The following is a 20346-nucleotide window of genomic DNA, read 5'->3' on the forward strand; positions in this document are numbered from 1 at the left end:
CCTTATGCCGCTTCCGCTGCCGAGCCATAGAGCGCATCCTTGAAAGGCTGCGGCCCGACGCGGCGATAGGCGGCGAGGAAGCTTTCTGACGGATCGAGGCGCAGGCCGAGATAGGTATCGACGATCGTCTCGATCGCATCTGTCACCTTGTCCGGCTCGAAGCCTCGACCGACGATTTCACCGATCGACGTATGTTCGTCACCAGAACCGCCGAGCGTTATCTGGTAGAGTTCGGCACCCTTTTTCTCAACACCCAGAAGCCCAATATGGCCGACATGGTGGTGGCCGCAGGCATTGATGCAGCCGGAGATCTTGATCTTCAGTTCGCCGATCTCGGCCTGGCGGGCCGGATCGCCAAAGCGGCGGGAGATTTCCTGCGCGACGGGAATGGAGCGCGCATTGGCGAGCGCGCAATAGTCCAGACCCGGACAGGCAATGATATCGGTGATGAGACCGGCATTGGCCTCGGCAAGACCAATAGCAACGAGGCCGCGATAGACGGCTTCGAGATCGGCGAGCGCGACGTGCGGCAGGATGAGATTCTGCTCATGGCTGACGCGAATCTCGTCAAAAGCATATTCCTCGGCGATATCGGCAACGGCGTCCATCTGCGCATCGGACGCATCACCCGGAATACCGCCGATCGGTTTCAGCGAAATCGTCACCATGCCGTAATCGGGGTTCTTGTGCGGCTGGACATTCTGCTGGACCCAGCGAGCGAATGCCGGGTCTGCCTTCTTCCAACGCGCCAGATTTTCCCAGCCCTCGGCACGCTCCGGCAGTGCCGGCGGCGCGAAGTAGGCGGCAATCGCCTGCACGTCCTCTTCGGGCAGCTTCAGCTCGGAATCCTTCAGCTGTGCGAACTCGGCCTCGACCTGGCGGGCGAGCTCTTCGGCACCGGTCTCATGAACGAGGATCTTAATGCGCGCCTTGTACTTGTTGTCGCGGCGGCCATGCAGATTGTACACGCGCACGATGGCGGTCGTATACGAGAGCAGGTCCTCCTCGGGCAGAAAATCCCGGATCAGCTTGGCAATCATCGGCGTGCGGCCCTGACCACCGCCGACATAGACGGCAAAGCCGATTTCGCCCTTGTCGTTCTTCTTCAGATGCAGGCCGATATCGTGAACCTGGATAGCGGCGCGGTCGCGCTCTGCGCCGGTCACGGCAATCTTGAACTTGCGCGGCAGGAAAGAGAATTCCGGGTGAACGGACGACCATTGGCGCAGAATTTCGGCGTAAGGACGCGGATCGGCAACTTCATCGGCAGCGGCGCCGGCGAAGTGATCGGCTGTCACATTTCTGATGCAGTTGCCCGAGGTCTGAAGGGCATGCATCTCAACGGTCGCGAGGTCGGCAAGCGCATCGGGTATTTCGGACAGCTTCGGCCAGTTGAATTGCAAGTTCTGACGCGTGGTGAAGTGGCCATAACCCCGGTCATACGTGCGGGCAATATGGGCGAGCATGCGCACTTGGCGCGAGCTCAGCGTGCCGTAGGGAATAGCGATGCGCAGCATATAAGCATGGAGTTGCAGGTAGACACCGTTCATCAGCCGCAGCGGCTTGAATGCATCCTCAGTCAGTTCGCCGGAAAGGCGGCGCTGGACCTGGTCGCGAAACTGCTCGACGCGCTCGGCGACAAAGGCGTGGTCAAATTCGTCGTAACGGTACATCGTCTTCCTCAGACTGCAATGAATTCTGGATCAGCCGGCTTGTAGCCCGGCGCATATTCCATGGTCGGCCCCTGGGCGCGGATGCGCTCGCGCAGGCGCAGCGGCCAGAGCTGACCGTTGGTTTCCTGGACGTCGACGACTGCAACGTCGACGACCTTGTTGTCGGCGTAGGATTTCTTGCCGATCTCCTCCAAGGCCGCAACGGCTTCGGCATGGCGAGCGACGAGCGCCTCCTGCAACGAGAGTACCCACTCGCCGTTGGCATTCAGCCAGACGGCAACACCGTCCGTCAGGCGGTTGGCGGTCAGAACCTTGTCTACCATGTCAGCTCCTTGCAAGTTCATCGAACCGGACGCGTTCTCGCACCAGCGGTTCGGACAGTTCGAAATTGGCGCCTGCGACTGCATCGCCGATAATGACCATGACCGGTCCGGTCAACTCGTCGCGATGTTGCAGGTCGGGAAGATCGCGGAGAGTACCGTGCAGCAGCCGACGATCGGCGCGGCTGGCATTCTCGATGACGGCAACCGTGGTTTCGGCGGGAATGCCCGCCTGCATCAGCCGCTCGGCGACGGAGGCCGCGACTGTTCGGCCCATATAGACAGCTATCGTGGCACCGGACACAGCAAGGCTTGCCCAATCCGGCAGAACGTCGCCGGTCAGATCGTGACCAGTCGTGAAGACCAGCGAGGAGGCAACACCGCGCAGCGTCAGCGGCAGCTCGAAATCGGCGGCAGCCGCAAAGGCAGAGGTAATACCAGGCACGATCTCATAGCAGATGCCGGCGGCGCGCAAAGCGGCCATTTCTTCCCCTGCCCGGCCATAAACAAGCGGATCACCGCTCTTCAGGCGCACGACGCGCTTGCCCTGGCGGCCGAGATCGACCAGGAGATCGTTGATCTCTTCCTGGGACTTCGAATGGCAGCCCTTGCGCTTGCCGACCGAAAGACGCTCGGCGTCGCGGCGGCCCATATCGACGATCGCCTGCGGCACCAGCGCATCATAGACAATGACATCGGCTTCCATCATCACGCGCTGGGCGCGCAAGGTCAAAAGATCCTCGGCACCGGGGCCGGCACCGACGAGCCAGACATGGCCTTCGACGCGATCCAGTGAGCGCAGCAGGCCATTAGCAGATCGGCGGGCCTGCGGGAGATTGCCGTTGGCAACGGCATCAGCGACCGGGCCGGAAAAGAAACGACGCCAGAAGATGCGGCGGGAAACACCGCGCGGAACGAGATGCTCGACCGTCTTGCGATAGCTGGTCGCAAGCGTTGCGAGGCGCCCCAGGGACGGCGACAGAAGCTGATCTATCTGGGCGCGGATCATCTGGGCGAGCACGGGACCCGCACCTTCCGTACCGATCGCAACAGCAACAGGCGCCCGATTGACGAGAGCCGGTGTATAGAAATCGCAATAATCGGGCTGGTCGACGGCGTTGACCGGAATCCGCGCGGCGCGCGCAGCTTCGACAATTCGGCGGTCCTGCTCAGCCTCACCAGTCGCGGCGAATACCAGTGCCGCGCCTTCGACCTGTTCGGGCGCGAACACTTCGCGGACGGTCTCGATGCGGTTAGCTATCAGAAACGCGTGGTAATCGGCTTCCGGGCTATCGGCATGCACGACGATACGCGCCTTCGTGTTCAACAGCAGGCGAACCTTGGCGAAAGCTTCATCGCCATTGCCGAAAACGGCCGCGATCTGACCTTCCACGCGAAAGAAGGCGGGAAACACCGAAAGCTGTTCAGTCCTGGAGGGCATTCTCAATCCACTTCGAAGATGGCCGAATATGCATTCTCCAGGCAAGCGAATGAAGAAACAGAATTCCAAAGGCCGGCCAGCGGCGTATTCTTTTACCCGGTTGATCAATGATTTGAGAAAACTGACCCGTGCGACGCAAAAAGCACATATCTTGAGGCCGCCGCGCCGGTTTCCCGAGAGGAACCTCGACCGCGAAGGGGATAAAGCCTGTGGCAAATTTCCGAGTGCCGGACTTATGCATTCCGCTTCATTCCAGACGGCGATAGGATGGACAAAACAGGAGATTTTCATGCCGGAAAAGACAATCGCCAACCGCCTCCTGCAGGTTATGGAAGACAATATCCTGCCAATGACAGAACTCGGCGTCGCCTCCGGCAACAAGGTGTTCGGCGCCGCAATCCTGCGCAAGTCCGATCTGGCGCTCATCGTTGCCGAAACCAATAACGAACTCGAAAATCCGCTCTGGCATGGAGAAGTGCATACGCTGAAGCGCTTCTACGAGCTTAACGACAAGCCGGCGACGAAGGACCTGATCTTTCTTTCGACGCACGAACCCTGCACCATGTGCATGTCGGCGATTACCTGGGCCGGCTTCGATAATTTCTACTATTTCTTCAGTCACGAGGATTCGCGTGACAGCTTCGCGATCCCGCACGATCTAAAAATCCTGAAGGAAGTCTTCGGGCTCGAACCCGGCGGCTACCGGCGGCAGAACGCCTTCTGGAAGAGCTTTGCAATCGCCGATCTGGTCGAGACCGAGGATGAACGGCTCAAAGCCGAACTCAAGGAGCAGACGGCGCGGATCAAGTCGCGCTATGCCGCCCTTTCCAACACCTATCAGGCCACCAAGAGCGCCAACGACATTCCGCTGAACTGAGAGACCATGGAACCTTCGAACGACATTTCGCGCCTGATCGAGATCATGGCGGCACTTCGCAATCCTGTGACCGGCTGTCCGTGGGACATCGAGCAGGACTTCGAGAGCATCAAACCCTACACGATCGAAGAAGCCTATGAGGTTGCTGACGCGATCGAACGCAAAGATATGGACGATCTTTGCGATGAGCTGGGCGATCTGCTGCTGCAGGTCGTCTTTCACGCGCGCATGGCCGAAGAGGCCGGCGAGTTCTCCTTCGGGGATGTCGTGGAGGCGATCACCCGCAAGATGATCCGCCGGCATCCGCATGTCTTTGCGCGTTCGGATGCGGACACGCCCGATGCCGTCAAAAAGCAGTGGGACGAGATCAAGCAGGCTGAAAAACGCGAGCGCTCGGAGCGCCGGGCACGCCGCGGCATCAGTGAAGATTTCAAGGCCGGTTTCCTCGGCTCGGTGCAGCGTAGTTTTCCGGCCCTGACCGAAGCACTCAAGCTTCAGGAACGGGCAGCCAAGGTTGGCTTCGACTGGTCGGCGCCCGAACCTATCCTCGACAAGATCGAGGAAGAGGTCGGTGAGCTGCGGGTTGCGCTGCGCGAAGGCGATAAGTCAAAGGTCAGCGATGAACTCGGCGACCTGATCTTCGCTGTGGTCAATATCGGGCGGCATGTCAAGGCCGATCCGGAACAGGCGTTGCGTGGCACGAATACGAAATTCAGGCGCCGATTCAACCTTATCGAGACGGTTCTTGACGCGGAAGGCGAGAGTCTCGAGGCAGCAAGCCTGGAGCGGATGGAAGAGATCTGGCAGGCAGCAAAAGCGATCGAGCGCGCCGTCGTAGCCGGGGCGGAATAACTCCGCCCAAACGGGCTTATCGCTCCCAATCTTCCTTTGCGGGCTTCGGACCGTTGCCGATGCGACGCTCAAGTTCGGCAGCCTCGGTTTCCGACAAACGCAGGTCCAGGGTCACCGAGCCGTCCTCGTTGTCCTCACGGCCGTCGACAACAGCGTGGTCGTAGAGCCATGGCAGCAGCGCCAGCTTATCGACGGGCAGCGTAATCGTCGTTTCCGTCATAACGCCGGAGAGACGACGGCTGATCTCGTCCATCAGCCTGTCCACGCCCTCGCCGCTGATGGCGGAAACGGCGATGACATTCTGTGTGCCCGAAGCCTTCTGCACGATGGCGTCATGGCTTTCCGGCTCCAGCCGGTCGATCTTGTTCCAGACTTCGAGAATACGACGCTGGCCTTCGGCTTCATCGATGCCGAGGTCGTTCAAGATGCGCAACACGTCGGCGCTCTGAGCCTGATTGTCCACATCGGACATGTCGCGCACATGCAGGATAAGATCGGCTTCCAACACCTCTTCGAGCGTCGCTCGGAAGGCGGCGACCAGATGGGTCGGCAGATCGGAAATGAAGCCGACGGTATCGGACAGGATGACGGTGCGGCCATGAGGCAGCTTCATGCGGCGCAGCGTCGGGTCGAGCGTCGCAAAGAGCATGTCCTCCGCAAGAACCCCTGCCCCGGTGATGCGATTAAAGAGCGTCGACTTGCCGGCGTTCGTATAGCCGACGAGCGCCACGATCGGATGCGGCACCTTCCTGCGCTTGGCGCGGTGAAGTTGCCGGGTACGGACCACCTGCTCAAGCTCGCGCTCCAGCTTGATGATACGATCCTGCAGCAGGCGCCGGTCGGCTTCGATCTGGGTTTCGCCCGGGCCACCCATGAAGCCACCGCCGCCACGCTGGCGCTCAAGGTGGGTCCAGCTTCGGACCAGCCGACCCTTCTGGTAGTTCAGATGCGCAAGATCGACCTGCAGCGTTCCTTCTTTCGTGGAGGCGCGGCGGCCGAAGATCTCGAGGATCAGGCCCGTCCGGTCAATAACCTTGGCGTTCCACTCCTTTTCCAGATTGCGCTGCTGCACCGGCGTCAGCGGATGATCGACAATGACCAGACCGGAATCGCGCTCATCGAGCAGGTGCTTAATCTCCTCGATCTTGCCTGTACCGAGAAGCGTTGCAGGACGCGGATCGTTGACCGGCACGATGGATGCATTGACGACGTCGAGGTCGATCGCCTGCGCAAGACCTGTCGCTTCGTCGAGACGGCTTTCAGGTGTACGGGTCGATGCCGACTCGGTCTGTCCACCGCGCGAGCGTGACTTTAGCACCGGCACGACGACTGTCGCGCGCATGTCATCCCTGTGCTTGGCGGCTTCAGGGATGATGGAATCGTTTTTTGTATCGCGTGTCGAAATGACGGCTGACCTTACTTAGGACGCAGCTTCTTCACTCTCGAACATCTGCATCGGCTGGCCTGGCATGATAGTCGAGATCGCATGCTTATACACCAGCTGCGAATGGCCGTCACGGCGAAGCAAAACACAGAAATTGTCAAAGGAGGTGACAACACCCGTCAGCTTTACACCGTTAATCAGAAAGATTGTCAGGGAAATCTTTTGCTTGCGTACAGTATTGAGAAATAAGTCCTGCAGATTCTGAGAACGTTCCGCCATCGCGCCGCTTCTTTCTTTATTGCCGACCTGATCAAGCCGGTAGAATATCAATCAACCTCTCCAGCAAGGCAGGTGGCACCCTCATTCCTCCAGCCCAGCAAATCTTGGTATCAAATCGCAATCTTTTCCGCAACGTCGAAAAAGGCTTCCCGAATATTCTGTGACAAGCTTCCCGGATGACCGTTGGCAATGGCCTGTCCGTCAATGGAAACCACTGGAAAACAAATGCTTGTGGCCGCGGTGATGAAGACCTCTCGGGCGGCCATCATCTCCGAAACGGAGAACTTCCGCTCGACGATTTTCACCCCCAGTTTGGCCGCAACATCGATGAGAGTGGTCCGCGTGATGCCGCGCAGGATGCCATGTTCGGCAGGCCGCGTTACCAGTGTACCATCAGCATCGACGATCCAGACATTGGTCGCCGCCCCCTCCTTCACCATGCCATCGACATCGATATAGATCGCTTCCTGAGCGCCGGCTTCCTTCGCCTGCTGGCGCGCAAGGGCGTTCGACAGCAGGCCGACGGACTTGATGTCGACACGGTCCCAGCGATTGTCGGGAACGGTGATTGCCTTGATGCCGGTGGCGTTCTTCCTGGCGATGACTGAGGGATCGGTGCTTTTGGCGGTCACGACGACCGAAGGCGGCGTGCCTTCGGCCGGAAAGACATGGTCGCGGCGGGCAACGCCGCGCGTCACCTGCAAATAGAAGAGACCGTTGCGGACATGGTTGCGGCGCAGCGTCTCGCGAATCACCTGCGTCAGAGCCGCACGGCTCATCGGCCAGGCGATGCGCAATTCACCCAGGGAACGATCGAGGCGGTTCAGATGCCGGGTGAGATCAACAATCTGGCCGTGGCGGACCTCGCATACCTCATAAACGCCATCGGCAAACTGATAGCCGCGATCCTCGACATGCACCATGGCGTCTGAATGCGGCAAGTAACGTCCATTCACATAGGCAATTCTTGGCATTGAAACCCTGTTTGGAAAACCTGCTTGGGGCAAAAGGAGGAGCCTGCGCGGCCGACCGCGCCGGAGAAAGTCAGACGCCGAGCGACTTCAGCTTGCGGTGCAGCGCCGAGCGCTCCATGCCGACGAATTCGGCCGTGCGGGAGATGTTGCCGCCAAAGCGGTTGATCTGGGCGATCAGGTAATCCTTCTCGAACATCTCGCGAGCCTCGCGCAGCGGCAGCGTCATGATGTGGTAATCGTTCTTGGCTGAAACCTTCGGCAGCATGTCGCCGAGATCGGTCGGCAACATATCTGCCGTGATCGGCGCATCCGGGCCGTCGGTGCGGGCAAGAATCATCAGCCGCTCGATATTGTTGCGAAGCTGGCGGATATTGCCCGGCCAATCATGGGCCTGCAGCACCGCCATGGCGTCATCGCCGATGCGGCGCGGCCGGATGCCTGCCTGTTCCGAAATCTGGCGCATAAGCTGATCGACGAGGAAAGGGATATCTTCGCGGCGCTCGGCAAGCTGGGGCACGCGCACCGGCACGACCGCAAGACGATGATAGAGATCTTCGCGGAACCAGCCCTCGGCGATGCGGCTTTCCAGATTATAGGCGGTTGAAGAGATGATGCGCACATCGACCTTTACGCGCTTGGAACCGCCCACACGCTCGAACTGCTGATCGACCAGCACGCGCAGGATCTTGTTCTGCGTCTCCCGCGGCATCTCGCCGACTTCATCGAGATAAAGGATACCACGATGGGCCTCTTCGAGGGCACCGATCTTGCGCGCCTGTCCTGGCCCGCCTTCCGTGCCAAAAAGCGCCACTTCCATACGGTCAGGTGTAATGTTGGCGGCATTCAGCGCCACGAAGGGACCGTTGGCACGAGCCGACTTCTTGTGGATCATGCGCGCCACCAGCTCCTTGCCGGAGCCGGATGCGCCGAAGATCATGATGCGGCTGTTGGTGGGGGCAACCTTTTCGATCGTCTGGCGCAGCTGCGAAACGGCAACCGACGTGCCGATCAGTTCCAGAGCATCACCGGTCCGGCGCTTCAGCTCGGTATTTTCACGCTTCAGCTTGGAATTCTCCAGCGCCCTTTCGGCGATCAGGATCAGACGGTCGGCCTTGAACGGTTTTTCGATGAAGTCAAAAGCGCCGCGCTTTATGGCGGAGACAGCCGTCTCGATATTGCCGTGACCGGAAATCATGACAACCGGAAGGTCGGGATGGCGCGTCTTGATCTCGTCCAGCAGCGAGAGCCCGTCGAGCTTGCTGCCCTGCATCCAAATATCGAGGAAGACGAGACGCGGCACGCGGTCAGAAATTGCCGCTAACGCGCTGTCGCTGTCATGCGCCATGCGGGTTTCGTGGCCCTCATCCGACAGGATACCGGCGACGATCTCGCGAATGTCATGTTCATCGTCGACGACGAGAATATCAGAGGCCATAAACGCTTTCCTTGTCACTAGCTGACGGGGTAGAGGAAGTCACATCCCGGCGCGGCAGATGCACGCGGATCATGGCCCCTCTTCCCTGGTCAAAATCTGCGGGCGCATCATGCAGTTCGAGCTGCCCGCCATGTTCCTCGATGATCTTCTTGACGATGGCGAGGCCGAGGCCGGTGCCCTTCTCGCGCATCGTCATGTACGGCTCCAGAATGCTATGGCGATTCTCGACCGGCAGGCCGCGGCCGTTGTCGATGATATCGACCGTGAAGCGGTCGCGCGCTTCATCCTTGGACGTGCGGACGAGGATCTTGCGCTCTTCGCGCTCCTCACTCGGCACGGCTTCGATCGCCTCCACAGAATTCTTGATCAGATTGCCAAATGCTTGCCCCAGCATGCGGCTGTCGAACAAACCTTCCAGCCGCTCTTCGCCAAGTTCCTGCAGGAAGGTGATATGGTTATTGCCCATCTCGCGCAGGAAGATTGCATCATGAAGAATGGCGCGCAGGTCGCTCGGCTCCTTCGTCGGCTTCGGCATGCGCGCAAAGGCCGAGAATTCATCGACCATGCGGCCGATATCGCCAACCTGTCGGATGATGGTGTCAGTGCACTGGTCGAAGACGGCGCGATCGTTCTGGTCGATCTGCTTGCCGTAACGACGGCGGATGCGTTCGGCCGAAAGCTGGATCGGCGTCAGCGGATTCTTGATCTCGTGGGCGATGCGGCGCGCAACATCGCCCCAGGCGGTGGAGCGCTGGGCAATGACGAGATCGGTAATGTCGTCGAGCGTAATCACATAGGATTCGCTGAGATCGCGCACTTCCTCGCGGGTCACCTGGACGCTCAGCGTGCGAACGGTGCCGCCACGCACCAGCGCTATCTGCTTGCGGAAATCACCGCGATAGCGTGAGGCAGCTTCCGTCAGCACCTGATCCACTTCGGGGGCGATTTCCGACAGCTGCTTGCCGAGCATTTCGTCGGCCTTCAGCGCCATCAGCGTCTCGGCCGAACTGTTGACGATGGTAATGCGCCGATCCTGCTCGACGCCGATGACGGCAGCCGTCACGCCCGACAGCACGGCCTCGATGAAGCGGCGGCGGTCATCCACTTCGTCCTTGGCCTCGAGGATCTCGTCGCGCTGCGTACGAATTTCCGAGATCATCTTGTTGAAGGTGCGCGACAAGCTGGCAACGTCACCGTCGACGGCATGGACGGGCACAACGATATCCATATTGCCCGATGCAACGCTGTCGGCAGCGGTAATCAGCAGGCGAATCGGCCGCACGATACGGTCGGCGACGGCAATCGCGGTCCAGATCGCCGCCAGCAGCACGATCAGCGCAAAACCGATATAGAGAACCGCAAAGGCGATCTGCAGCGAGACGCGACCGGCCTCCATCGAACGGTATTCTGTGGCGTTCTCCTCCATCATACGCATGGCGTTCATGACCTTGGGGTCGACTGCACGCACCGTATAGAGGAACGTTCCGGGGATCGCTTCGAGCCGGATAATGGCGCCGACAAGGTTGGTCACGCCGGGCGGAATCAGCGTCGGCTGACCGGCCGCGGCCTTTTCCAGCGCATCCTGCGGAATGGCGGGCAGCGGCTTTTCCGTCGTGATGTCGGCCTGAACATTGACCGAGCCGTCGCGCTCGACAAGGAAGGCGCCGAGCAGACCACGGCCCCTTGCCTGGCGCGTCATCAAGTCGGCAAAGCCGGTCTTGTCGAGGCTGTAGAGCGCGCGGTTGCGCTCCAGATCATTTGCCATCGAAACCGTCTGGCCCTGCAGATAGCTGGCATTTTCCAGCATGTAGGCCTGGCCGATATTGCGGGACGAGCTGACGATCGCCTGGGTTCTCAGCGCAAACCAGCGATCGAGACCGGCATTCAGCGTGATACTGGCAAAGATCGCCACCAGGATCGCCGGCGTAATTGCGACGATCGAGAAAAGCACGACGATACGAATGTGAAGGCGTGCTGCGGCGCGGCCACGTGTGCGGGCCTTGAAAAGCCGCGCGACCTCGCGACCGATCAGCGCGATCAGCCCGAGCACGAAAAAGGAATTGATGACGACGGAGCCGATGACGACATGCGACGTCGGCGCGATCGGTGTGACGCCGAGCAACACGAAGAGCGTGACGGTCGCGCAGACCAATGCGCCGCCGGCAAGCACCAGGCCAGGTACGGCAAACAGGGCACGACGGTCGGTCACCGTTGTCACCGCCTCGTTCGCCGATTCTGGCGATAGCCCTTCTTCGTCCATTCAGCCTCTCTTCGAACGGCATTTCTGCCGCCGCGCCCAACGGGAAATCGAACGGCATCGGCTTACGAAAACCGGCGTCCAAACGACTCGATCGTGGGCGAATGTCCAAACCTTATGCGTGACCTTTAAGCAACGCATTGTGGCGAAAATGCAACGCGGTCTGCCACAATGTCAAGGTCGAAGGTCAGGCAGTGCGCGAGCTTCTGTAGACGGAAACACCGAGTTCTCGGATCTTTTTGCGCAGCGTATTGCGGTTCAGACCGAGCAAATCGGCAGCCTTGATCTGATTGCCGCGGGTGGCCGTCAACGCCGCAAGTATTAACGGATATTCCATTTCCGTCAGCACTCGATCGTACAGGCCAGGCGGCGGTAGATTTTCGCCGAAACTTGCGAAATAGGTGCGCATATTTTCTTCGACCGCCTGGGCAATCGTCATCGTTCCGCTGCGGATCGGGCCCTTGTCGATCGGGCTGTCGGGAACGTCGGAGCGCAGCTCGGCATCGATGATTTCGCGGGTGATGACATCCTGTGGATAAAGCGCCATCAGGCGGCGGATGAGGTTTTCGAGCTCACGCACGTTGCCCGGCCAAGCATAGGCCTTCATCAGTTCCAGCGCTTCCTGATCGAAGCGCTTGGAGCCAAGACCCTCCTTCTCTGCCTGCTGGACGAAATGGCGAACGAGATCCGGGATGTCCTCGGCGCGGTCGCGCAGCGGCGGCAGACGCAGCGGCACGACATTGAGGCGATAGTAGAGGTCTTCGCGGAAGAGACCTTGATTGATCGCCTGCTTCAGATCCTTGTTGGTCGCCGCAACGATGCGCACATCGGTGCGGATGGGGGTGCGCCCGCCGACAGTCGTATATTCGCCCTGCTGCAGCACGCGCAGAAGGCGCGTCTGGGCGTCCATCGGCATGTCGCCGATTTCATCGAGGAAGAGCGTGCCGCCTTCAGCCTGTTCGAAACGGCCGGTCGAGCGGGTCTGCGCACCAGTGAAGGCGCCCTTCTCGTGGCCGAAGAGTTCGGATTCGATAAGGTCACGCGGGATGGCGGCCATGTTGATGGCGACGAACGGCCCGTTGCGGCGCTTGCCGTAGTCGTGCAGCGCGCGGGCGACAAGCTCCTTGCCGGTGCCGGACTCGCCAGTGATCATCAATGTCAGATCGGTCTGCATCAGGCGGGCGAGAACGCGGTAGATTTCCTGCATGGCGGCCGAGCGGCCGACGAGCGGCATGCCATCCTGCATGTCCTCGTCGAGCTTTGCAGGCTTCTTCTTCGGCTCGGCGAGCGCCCGGCCGATGATGCCGATCAGCTCCGTCAGGTCGAAAGGCTTCGGCAGATAGTCATAGGCACCTTTTTCAGAAGCCTTGATCGCCGTCATGAAGGTGTTCTGCGCGCTCATGACGAGAACCGGCAGTTCCGGCCGCGCCTTCTTGATGCGGGGCAGAAGATCGAAAGCATTCTCATCGGGCATGACAACGTCGGTCACGACGAGATCGCCCTCGCCGGCCGAAACCCAACGCCACAGCGTAGCGGCATTGGAGGTAATGCGCACATCATAACCGGCGCGGCTCAAGGCCTGATTGAGCACCGTGCGGATGGCCGCATCGTCATCTGCAACGAGGATCGTGGCTGTCATCTATTGGGTCCTGTCGAGCTTGCAATACCAGCATCATCAAGCGAGGCATCCTTGGAGGCCGGCATGAGGACGCGAAAAATCGTGCGGTTGTTCTGGCTGTCGCATTCGATGATGCCGCCATGATCGCCGATGATCTTGGCAACGAGGGCAAGGCCGAGGCCGCTGCCATTCGTCTTTGTGGTGATGAAGGGGTCGAAAAGATGCGGCAGAAGGTCCATCGGCACGCCGGGACCATTGTCGATGACGCAGAATTCCAGCGGCAGCGAGATCTTCTCGCGCGTACCGGCAACGGACAGCCGGATGCCCGGACGATAGGCCGTCGTCAGGATGATCTCGCCGTCCGGCCGGTCGCCGACGGCTTCGGCTGCGTTCTTCACCAGATTGAGGAAAACCTGTACGAGCTGATCGCGATTGGCATAAACAGCCGGCAGCGACGGGTCGTAATTCTCCGTCATACGGATATTGCGGGCGAAGCCTGCCTTGGCAACGGCCTTCACATGGTCGAGCACGGAATGGATATTGACAGGCACGCGATCGACCGGGCGCTCGTCGGAAAAGACTTCCATGCGATCGACCAGCGAGACGATGCGGTCCGTTTCGTCGCAGATCAGCCGGGTCAGGGCGCGGTCATCGTCAACTACGGATTGTTCGAGAAGCTGCGCAGCGCCGCGGATGCCGGAGAGCGGGTTCTTGATCTCATGTGCCAGCATGGAGGCCAGGCCCGTCACTGAACGAGCAGCCGCCCGATGCGTGAGCTGCCGGTCGATCTTGTCGGCCATCGACCGTTCCTGGAAGACCACAACGACCGAGCCTGGTTCGGTAATGACGGGGGCGACATAGATATCGACGAGCTTGTCCTGGCCGAGACGCGGCGAGCTCAGGTCCACGCGATATTCATTGACCGGTGCCTTGCGTTCGCGCACCTGGTCGATCAATGCCAGAAGCGGGCTGCCGAAGGGAATGAAGGTTGAAATGCGATAGCGGGAAAGGTGTGCGGCGCTGGCGCCGAAGAAGGCTTCGGCTTCCCAGTTGGCAAAGGCGATAAAGCCACCCTCATCCACCATGACAACAGGGTTCTGGATAGCGTTCAGCACCGACATTGCGACGGCATTGACTGCGCCCTCGGAAGAAGATGTGCCGTCCGTGCTCATGCTGCCTCCCGCTGTTCCCCTGTACCTGCCGCCATTGCATCGCCGAAGCGGGCAATCACATCGTCAGGATCGCGCGATGTCATGATGGCAGCCTTATGTTCGCCCGACAGGTCCGGCGCAAAGCGCTCCAGATACCAGCCGAGATGTTTGCGGGCGTGCCTGACGGCAACGGTCTCGCCGTAAAATTCCAACATCATGCGGTAATGCTCGATGGCAATTGCGACGATCTCCGAGCGCAACGGTTTGCGAGCGCCGGCAAGAACACCGGCATGCCACGGCCTGCCCTGACAACCGCGGCCAATCATGACCGCATTGGCGCCTGAACGGCGCAGGATCTCTTGCGCATCATCAGCCGTTTCTACATCTCCATTGGCGATCAGCGGCACGGAAATGACGTCGCGCACGGGACGGATTGCATCCCAGTCCGCCCTGCCCGTATAGAATTGCATGCGGGTGCGGCCATGGATTGTGATGAGCTGAATGCCCGCCTCTTCCGCGCGCTTGGCAATATGCGGAGCGTTAAGGGTGTTCTCGTCCCAGCCAAGGCGCATCTTCAGTGTCACCGGGATATCGACCGCCTTGACGGTTGCCTCGATCAACTCGAGTGCATGATCGGGATCGCGCATCAGGGCCGAACCAGAATAGCCACCGATGACCTTCTTGGCCGGGCAGCCCATATTAATATCGATGATGTCGGCGCCATTATCGGCGGCGATTTTCGCAGCTTCCGCCATCCAGTAAGCCTCGCGGCCGGCGAGTTGCACCATATGCGGACGGAAACCAGCGGCGCGCAGGCGCGCCCAGGATTCGGCGGTATCGTTTACCAATTCCCGGCTTGCCACCATTTCGGTGACGACGAGCCCGGCGCCATGGCGCCAGGCAAGTTCGCGGAACGGCATGTCCGTCACGCCGGACATCGGTGCAAGCACAACGCGGTTGCGCACGGATACGGATCCGATTCGAAAAGGCGTTGCGAGGTCCTTGGATATCAAATGATTATCTTTCAGGCACACGATGTAACTGCATTATTTTTAGCCATAGATCCATGACTTGCCAAGAGGGTCGGGCTCGAATTGATATTTTTTGGGCAGATGCTGGAAAAGGGCCGAGCAAGACGATAGAGCAACTGACATCCATTCCGCATATTTCAGGGATTTATGCTGCAAATGCATAGTAAGCAACCGATATCGGCTGGAATTGTTGTCGTTGCGGCGGGCCGCGGCGAACGCGCCGGATCGCCCGAAGAAGGCCCTAAGCAATACCGGATGGTCGGCGGCAAACCGGTTATCGTCCATACGCTTGAAAACTTCATGACATGGGAGCCGGCAACTCGCATCGTTGTGGTCATCCACCCGGATGATGAGACGCTCTTTGCCAGAGCCTCCCGGCACATCATCTCAGCAATCCCGATCGACACCGTCCATGGCGGTCCCACGCGCCAGCAATCGGTGCTCGCGGGGCTGAGGCATCTCAAGGATAAAGGCATCAGCCATGTGCTGATCCATGATGCGGTGCGCCCCTTCTTCGATCACCAGCTTCTTGATCGGATCGCCGATACGCTTTCGGCGGGCGCACCCGCAGTCCTGCCTGCAGTCCCGGTGGCCGATACGCTGAAACAGGCCGGCAGCGATGGAACCGTGATCAAGACCATTCCGCGCAGTCAGCTCTACGCGGCCCAGACGCCGCAATCCTTCGATTTCCGCACCATTCTCGCAGCTCATGAAAAGGCAGCCGCCAGCGGCCGGACGGATTTCACCGATGATGCCTCGATCGCCGAATGGCTCGATATCCCCGTTGTTATCGTCGAGGGTGCTGCAACAAACGTGAAGCTGACGGTCAGGAGCGATATTGCCATGGCAGACGACAAGCTCTCGGGCGCCCGTATTCCCGATGTGCGCACCGGCAACGGCTATGACGTGCATCAACTCGAGCCCGGCGACGGCGTGACCCTCTGCGGCGTCTTCATTCCGCATGACCAGAAGCTCAAGGGCCATTCGGATGCCGACGTAGCGCTGCATGCGCTGACGGATGCGCTGCTCGCCACTTGTGGCGCCGGCGATATCGGCGACCATTTTCCGCCATCCGATCCGCAATGGAAGGGTGCGGCTTCTCGCATCTTCATCGAACATGCGGCAAAGATCGTGCGTGAGCACGGCGGCACGATTACCAACGCCGATATTTCGCTGATCGCGGAGGCACCAAAAGTCGGGCCGCACCGCGAGGCTATGCGCGCCAATCTGTCCGAATTCCTCGGCATCGATATCGAACGCTGCTCCGTCAAAGCGACCACCAACGAGAAGATCGGTTTCGTGGGCCGACGCGAAGGGATCGCCGCGATCGCGACCGCAACCGTCGTCTATGGAGGCATGAAGCGATGAGCCTATTCCCCGCAGATATCACTGCGACGGCGGAGAGCATCATCCGCGACTTCACGGCTGCGGGTCTGATGGTCTCGACGGCAGAATCCTGCACTGGAGGGCTGATCGCCGGAGCGCTGACGGAAATCTCCGGATCGTCTGCCGTCGTCGACTGCGGCTTCGTGACCTATACGAATACCGCTAAGATGCAGATGCTCGGCGTGCAGGAAGAAACGCTTGCCCGATTTGGGGCGGTTTCGGAGGAAACGGCGCGCCAGATGGTGCATGGCGCCCTCTTCCGCTCACGGGCTGATCTTGCGGTTGCCGTCACCGGCATTGCCGGTCCTGGCGGCGGATCGACGGATAAACCTGTCGGCCTGGTGCATCTTGCAGCGAAATCACGCTCAGGTAAGCTCGTACACAGCAAGATGCATTACGGAGACATCGGTCGCACAGAAGTGCGGCTGGCGACAATCCGGACGGCACTTCAAATGCTTATTAGAATCGCGTGAGATAGGGTAAAGAAATATAAGGCAGAAATTCCGATTTCTGCTCCGTCTAAAGCAAGATCCGGTTTGGGGACCATTCAGATGAAATATCTTGCATGCATCGGTGTTGTACTTAGCCTCGCCTGCGTATCGGCAGCAGAAGCCCCCTCCAATTATCAGGTCCGTGGCGGCGTCCGGGTGGATTCCGATCCGGTTCTGCTGCGCAAGTATGACCACGCACTCGGCCGCTGCGAGCCGGAAGCCATGGGCAAGCGCGGTTCGCCTGACACGAACGGTCTGATCTACAACGCCGCGCTCAGAGGCTGCCTCTATCGCCACGGCTTCACCGATCGTGGCGCCTTCGCTTATCCCGCGAACCGTGTCTTCGATCATTTCTTCGATCGCTGACCATCAACTGTAGATCGTCGCCGCCCGCTTTTCGAAGGCTTCCGTGAACATGCGGAAAGCCCTATCGAACATTGATCCCATAAGCGCACCGAGAATGCGGCTCTTGAACTCATAGTCGATGAAAAAATCGACCGTACAGCCGCCACCCTCTGCCTCGACGAACCGCCAGCGGTTATCAAGGTAGCGGAACGGGCCGTCGATATATTTGACGTCGATGATACGCTCCGCCCTGTTCAGCAGAACCTGGGTCGTGAAGGTTTCGCGGATCGCCTTGTAACCGACGGTCATGTCGGCAATCAGTAGTTCTTTGCCGTCGCGCTCCTTGCGGCTCTTCACGACAAGGGCCTCGCACAATGGCAGAAACTGCGGATAACGTTCGACGTCGGACACTAGGTCGAACATCTGGTCGGGCGTGTGCGGGACGGAGCGATGCGTTTCGAATTGCGGCATGAAGCGCAGTTAAGCCGGCACACCGAGAAGATCAAGAAGCGCGCGCATCTGGCGGCGGCATTTCACCTGCAAAACCGGCACCTGCGGCCCGTGGGCAGCAATCGCGGCAGTGATGCGCGGCGTAAATTTTTTCTCGAAAGTCCAGATGAACTCCAGAAACTGCCAGTCGACTTTTTCGACGCAGCCGAGTGCCATCTCCGGACGCGTGCGGCCAAGATGCTTCAGCCAGCGCGTCAGCACGCCCCAAACGCAAAGCAGGCGCGGCATTCGCACCCAAATGACGATATCCGTGCGCGGCAGGCGGATATCGAACGTGGACGTATTGGTGCCATCCATAATCCAGCGCTCATCGGCAATCCTATCAATGATACGCTGGCGCTGTTCCTCTTTGCTGCGTTGGACCCAGCCCGGCAGCCACAGGATGTCGCGGTCAATGGACAGGTAAGTCAGGCTGAAATGGCTTGCCAGCTTCTGGGCAAGCGTCGACTTGCCGCCGCCCGAACAGCCGATGACCATGATACGCTCGGCATGTGGAATGATATCGGCAGCCTCGGCAACAGAGACCGCACGAATGGGTTCAGGCGACGTCGTCACTTGATGCATGGCAGGCTCGCTTTCGACAGGATCGCCTTCGCGGACTGATCTATTTGCGAAGAGCGGCGTGCTGGCTAGCTGCTTCGCATGACCTAATGATGACAGTGAAGCGCACAAAGAAAAACCGCGGCGAAAATCGCCGCGGTCCTGTTAAAAACTGGGGGTAAGCTTTTACTCGGCTGCCATCAGCAGCTTCTTCTCGCGCGCAGCCTTCAGGCGGGCGAAATCGTCGCCGGCATGGTGCGAGGAGCGGGTCAACGGGCTGGAGGCCACCATCAGGAAGCCCTTGGTGTAGGCAACTGTCTCGTAGGACTTGAACTCTTCCGGCGTGACGAAGCTCATGACCGCATGATGCTTGCGGGTCGGCTGCAGGTACTGGCCGATCGTCAGGAAGTCGACATCGGCGGTGCGCAGGTCGTCCATCAGTTGCAGGACTTCGTTCCGCTCCTCACCGAGACCGACCATGATGCCCGATTTGGTGAACATAGTGGGATCGAGTTCCTTCACGCGCTGCAGCAGGCGGATGGAGTGGAAGTAGCGAGCACCGGGGCGAACCGTCAGATAGTTGCCGGCGACCGTTTCCAGATTGTGGTTGAAGACGTCGGGCTTGGCAGCAACGACCCGTTCCAGCGCGCCAGGCTTCTTCAGAAAGTCGGGGGTCAGGATTTCGATGGTCGTCATCGGCGAGGCGGCACGGATCGCCCAGATCACCTTCTCGAAATGCTCGGCGCCGCCATCTTCCAGATCGTCACGGTCGACGGAGGTGATGACGACATGCGACAGGCCCATTTCCTTGACGGCCTTGGCAACATTTTCAGGCTCTGCCATGTCGAGCGCATTCGGTTTGCCGGTGGCGACATTGCAGAAGGCGCAGGCGCGGGTACAAATCTCGCCCATGATCATGAAGGTGGCGTGTTTCTTGTCCCAGCACTCGCCGATATTCGGGCAGCCTGCTTCTTCGCAGACGGTGACAAGCTTGTGCTCCTTCACGATCGAGCGGGTTTCGGCGTAGCCTTTCGATGTCGGCGCCTTCACCCGGATCCAGTCCGGTTTTCGCAAGACTTCCGTATCGGGGCGATGCGCCTTTTCCGGATGCCGCACGCGCTTAACATCGGGATTGATCGTGTCGAGAATGGTGACCATGTCAGTTCAACTTTCCGCCGCCCCATGCGGCCCGGCTTCTCATATTGCGCATCGTCCCTTAATTCAAATCTTCGATCCGGAGGGATGCGCGCTATCTTCGCACTTCATCTTCGAACGAGCCGTGCAAAGAATATAAGCAGGCAGGCGCCGATGAAGCCCGTCACGAAATAGCCGAACCTTCCGCCGGCGACCTCGATATGGAACTGCGCCAGGATAGCGGTAGCGACAACCGAACCGACAATGCCGAGCACAATGTTCAGCAAGACGCCGTAACGCGCTTCCATCAGCTTGCCCGCAAGCCAGCCTGCAAGTCCGCCGATGATGATTGCCGAAATCCAGCCGACGCCTTCCATCCTATCTCTTGCCCTACGCTATCGCCCTTGCAATCAGCACCACGACAATGGCGCCGACTGTTGCATGGATGATCTGAACCACCAATGCATTTTCAATGCCCAGCGATATCCCCAGCGCATTGAACAGAAACCCGCCCACGAACGCGCCGATGATGCCGCTCAGGAGGCATCGTATCAACCCACCCCCGCCGACGACCAGGCTTGCGAGAAAGCCCGCGACCAGGCCGATCAGCAGAAAGATGAGAAGCGACTGCGTGCCCATAGACATGAT

21 protein-coding genes are annotated in these 20346 nt (G+C 59.7%); 5 read left to right on the forward strand and 16 right to left on the reverse strand.

Annotation, left to right across the window (positions count from 1 at the left end; genetic code table 11):
- Positions 1 to 2: 2 nt before the first annotated feature.
- Genes FHX08_RS08220 through cysG form a run of 3 tightly spaced genes read right to left on the reverse strand, consistent with a single transcriptional unit; the run spans position 3 to position 3434 of the window.
- Positions 3 to 1673, reverse strand: coding sequence for a nitrite/sulfite reductase (locus FHX08_RS08220; protein ID WP_184327080.1), 1671 nt, complete (start codon positions 1671 to 1673; stop codon positions 3 to 5).
- Between the two features lie 8 nt (positions 1674 to 1681).
- Positions 1682 to 1996: a DUF2849 domain-containing protein gene (locus FHX08_RS08225; RefSeq protein WP_132651434.1), complete on the reverse strand. Its 315-nt coding sequence runs from the start codon at positions 1994 to 1996 to the stop codon at positions 1682 to 1684.
- A 1-nt stretch (position 1997) separates the two neighbouring features.
- Positions 1998 to 3434 carry a siroheme synthase CysG gene (cysG, locus tag FHX08_RS08230; RefSeq protein WP_132651433.1) on the reverse strand — a complete coding sequence of 479 codons (1437 nt, stop codon included), beginning with the start codon at positions 3432 to 3434 and terminating at the stop codon, positions 1998 to 2000.
- 289 nt (positions 3435 to 3723) lie between these two features.
- On the opposite strand from cysG, the gene FHX08_RS08235 reads away from it, so the two are divergent.
- Positions 3724 to 4311, forward strand: a complete 588-nt coding sequence (locus FHX08_RS08235; protein WP_132651432.1) for a nucleoside deaminase — start codon at positions 3724 to 3726, stop codon at positions 4309 to 4311.
- 6 nt (positions 4312 to 4317) lie between these two features.
- Positions 4318 to 5163, forward strand: coding sequence for a nucleoside triphosphate pyrophosphohydrolase (mazG, locus tag FHX08_RS08240; RefSeq protein WP_132651431.1), 846 nt, complete (start codon positions 4318 to 4320; stop codon positions 5161 to 5163).
- Between the two features lie 16 nt (positions 5164 to 5179).
- On the opposite strand, the gene hflX is transcribed toward mazG, so the two are convergent.
- From hflX to dusB, 8 genes are all read right to left on the reverse strand, one after another.
- Positions 5180 to 6505 (reverse strand): GTPase HflX, encoded by a 1326-nt coding sequence (hflX, locus tag FHX08_RS08245; RefSeq protein WP_132651430.1) that lies wholly within the window; start codon positions 6503 to 6505, stop codon positions 5180 to 5182.
- Positions 6506 to 6583: 78 nt separating this feature from the next.
- Positions 6584 to 6826, reverse strand: a complete 243-nt coding sequence (gene hfq / locus FHX08_RS08250; protein WP_003539403.1) for an RNA chaperone Hfq — start codon at positions 6824 to 6826, stop codon at positions 6584 to 6586.
- 110 nt (positions 6827 to 6936) lie between these two features.
- Positions 6937 to 7800 (reverse strand): D-amino-acid transaminase, encoded by an 864-nt coding sequence (locus FHX08_RS08255; protein ID WP_132651429.1) that lies wholly within the window; start codon positions 7798 to 7800, stop codon positions 6937 to 6939.
- A gap of 70 nt (positions 7801 to 7870) precedes the next feature.
- Positions 7871 to 9235: a sigma-54 dependent transcriptional regulator gene (locus FHX08_RS08260; RefSeq protein WP_132651428.1), complete on the reverse strand. Its 1365-nt coding sequence runs from the start codon at positions 9233 to 9235 to the stop codon at positions 7871 to 7873.
- On the reverse strand, positions 9225 to 11495 hold the full coding sequence (locus FHX08_RS08265; protein WP_132651427.1) for a sensor histidine kinase NtrY-like: 2271 nt from the start codon (positions 11493 to 11495) through the stop codon (positions 9225 to 9227). Before FHX08_RS08265 ends, FHX08_RS08260 begins: the two co-directional genes overlap by 11 nt.
- Before the next feature lie 184 nt (positions 11496 to 11679).
- Positions 11680 to 13131 carry a nitrogen regulation protein NR(I) gene (ntrC, locus tag FHX08_RS08270; RefSeq protein ID WP_132651426.1) on the reverse strand — a complete coding sequence of 484 codons (1452 nt, stop codon included), beginning with the start codon at positions 13129 to 13131 and terminating at the stop codon, positions 11680 to 11682.
- Positions 13128 to 14282: a nitrogen regulation protein NR(II) gene (locus tag FHX08_RS08275; protein ID WP_132651425.1), complete on the reverse strand. Its 1155-nt coding sequence runs from the start codon at positions 14280 to 14282 to the stop codon at positions 13128 to 13130. The genes ntrC and FHX08_RS08275 overlap by 4 nt, the downstream gene beginning before the upstream one ends.
- Positions 14279 to 15295 carry a tRNA dihydrouridine synthase DusB gene (gene dusB, locus FHX08_RS08280; protein WP_184327081.1) on the reverse strand — a complete coding sequence of 339 codons (1017 nt, stop codon included), beginning with the start codon at positions 15293 to 15295 and terminating at the stop codon, positions 14279 to 14281. The genes FHX08_RS08275 and dusB overlap by 4 nt, the downstream gene beginning before the upstream one ends.
- A 144-nt stretch (positions 15296 to 15439) precedes the next feature.
- On the opposite strand from dusB, the gene FHX08_RS08285 reads away from it, so the two are divergent.
- The 3 genes from FHX08_RS08285 to FHX08_RS08295 all read left to right on the forward strand — a co-directional run bounded on the left by FHX08_RS08285 (position 15440) and on the right by FHX08_RS08295 (position 17535).
- A complete protein-coding gene (locus tag FHX08_RS08285) occupies positions 15440 to 16660 on the forward strand; it encodes a bifunctional 2-C-methyl-D-erythritol 4-phosphate cytidylyltransferase/2-C-methyl-D-erythritol 2,4-cyclodiphosphate synthase (protein WP_132651423.1) in 1221 nt (406 codons plus the stop codon).
- Positions 16657 to 17151: a CinA family protein gene (locus tag FHX08_RS08290; RefSeq protein ID WP_132651422.1), complete on the forward strand. Its 495-nt coding sequence runs from the start codon at positions 16657 to 16659 to the stop codon at positions 17149 to 17151. Before FHX08_RS08285 ends, FHX08_RS08290 begins: the two co-directional genes overlap by 4 nt.
- 78 nt (positions 17152 to 17229) lie before the next feature.
- Positions 17230 to 17535, forward strand: a complete 306-nt coding sequence (locus tag FHX08_RS08295; protein WP_132651421.1) for a hypothetical protein — start codon at positions 17230 to 17232, stop codon at positions 17533 to 17535.
- Positions 17536 to 17538: 3 nt separating this feature from the next.
- Here the strand turns inward: FHX08_RS08295 and FHX08_RS08300 are convergent, their stop codons facing one another.
- The 5 genes from FHX08_RS08300 to FHX08_RS08320 all read right to left on the reverse strand — a co-directional run bounded on the left by FHX08_RS08300 (position 17539) and on the right by FHX08_RS08320 (position 20343).
- The gene (locus FHX08_RS08300; RefSeq protein ID WP_132651420.1) at positions 17539 to 17985 is read right to left on the reverse strand and encodes a type II toxin-antitoxin system RatA family toxin; all 447 of its coding nucleotides are present in this window, start codon (positions 17983 to 17985) and stop codon (positions 17539 to 17541) included.
- A gap of 9 nt (positions 17986 to 17994) precedes the next feature.
- Positions 17995 to 18588, reverse strand: a complete 594-nt coding sequence (locus FHX08_RS08305; protein ID WP_132651419.1) for an AAA family ATPase — start codon at positions 18586 to 18588, stop codon at positions 17995 to 17997.
- A gap of 162 nt (positions 18589 to 18750) precedes the next feature.
- Positions 18751 to 19722: a lipoyl synthase gene (lipA, locus tag FHX08_RS08310; RefSeq protein ID WP_132651418.1), complete on the reverse strand. Its 972-nt coding sequence runs from the start codon at positions 19720 to 19722 to the stop codon at positions 18751 to 18753.
- 104 nt (positions 19723 to 19826) lie between these two features.
- Positions 19827 to 20075: a GlsB/YeaQ/YmgE family stress response membrane protein gene (locus tag FHX08_RS08315; RefSeq protein WP_112547158.1), complete on the reverse strand. Its 249-nt coding sequence runs from the start codon at positions 20073 to 20075 to the stop codon at positions 19827 to 19829.
- A gap of 13 nt (positions 20076 to 20088) precedes the next feature.
- Positions 20089 to 20343, reverse strand: a complete 255-nt coding sequence (locus FHX08_RS08320) for a GlsB/YeaQ/YmgE family stress response membrane protein (protein WP_007822459.1) — start codon at positions 20341 to 20343, stop codon at positions 20089 to 20091.
- Positions 20344 to 20346 lie beyond the last annotated feature (3 nt).

The sequence above is a fragment of the Rhizobium sp. BK529 genome (assembly GCF_014194105.1).
Lineage (GTDB): Bacteria > Pseudomonadota > Alphaproteobacteria > Rhizobiales > Rhizobiaceae > Rhizobium.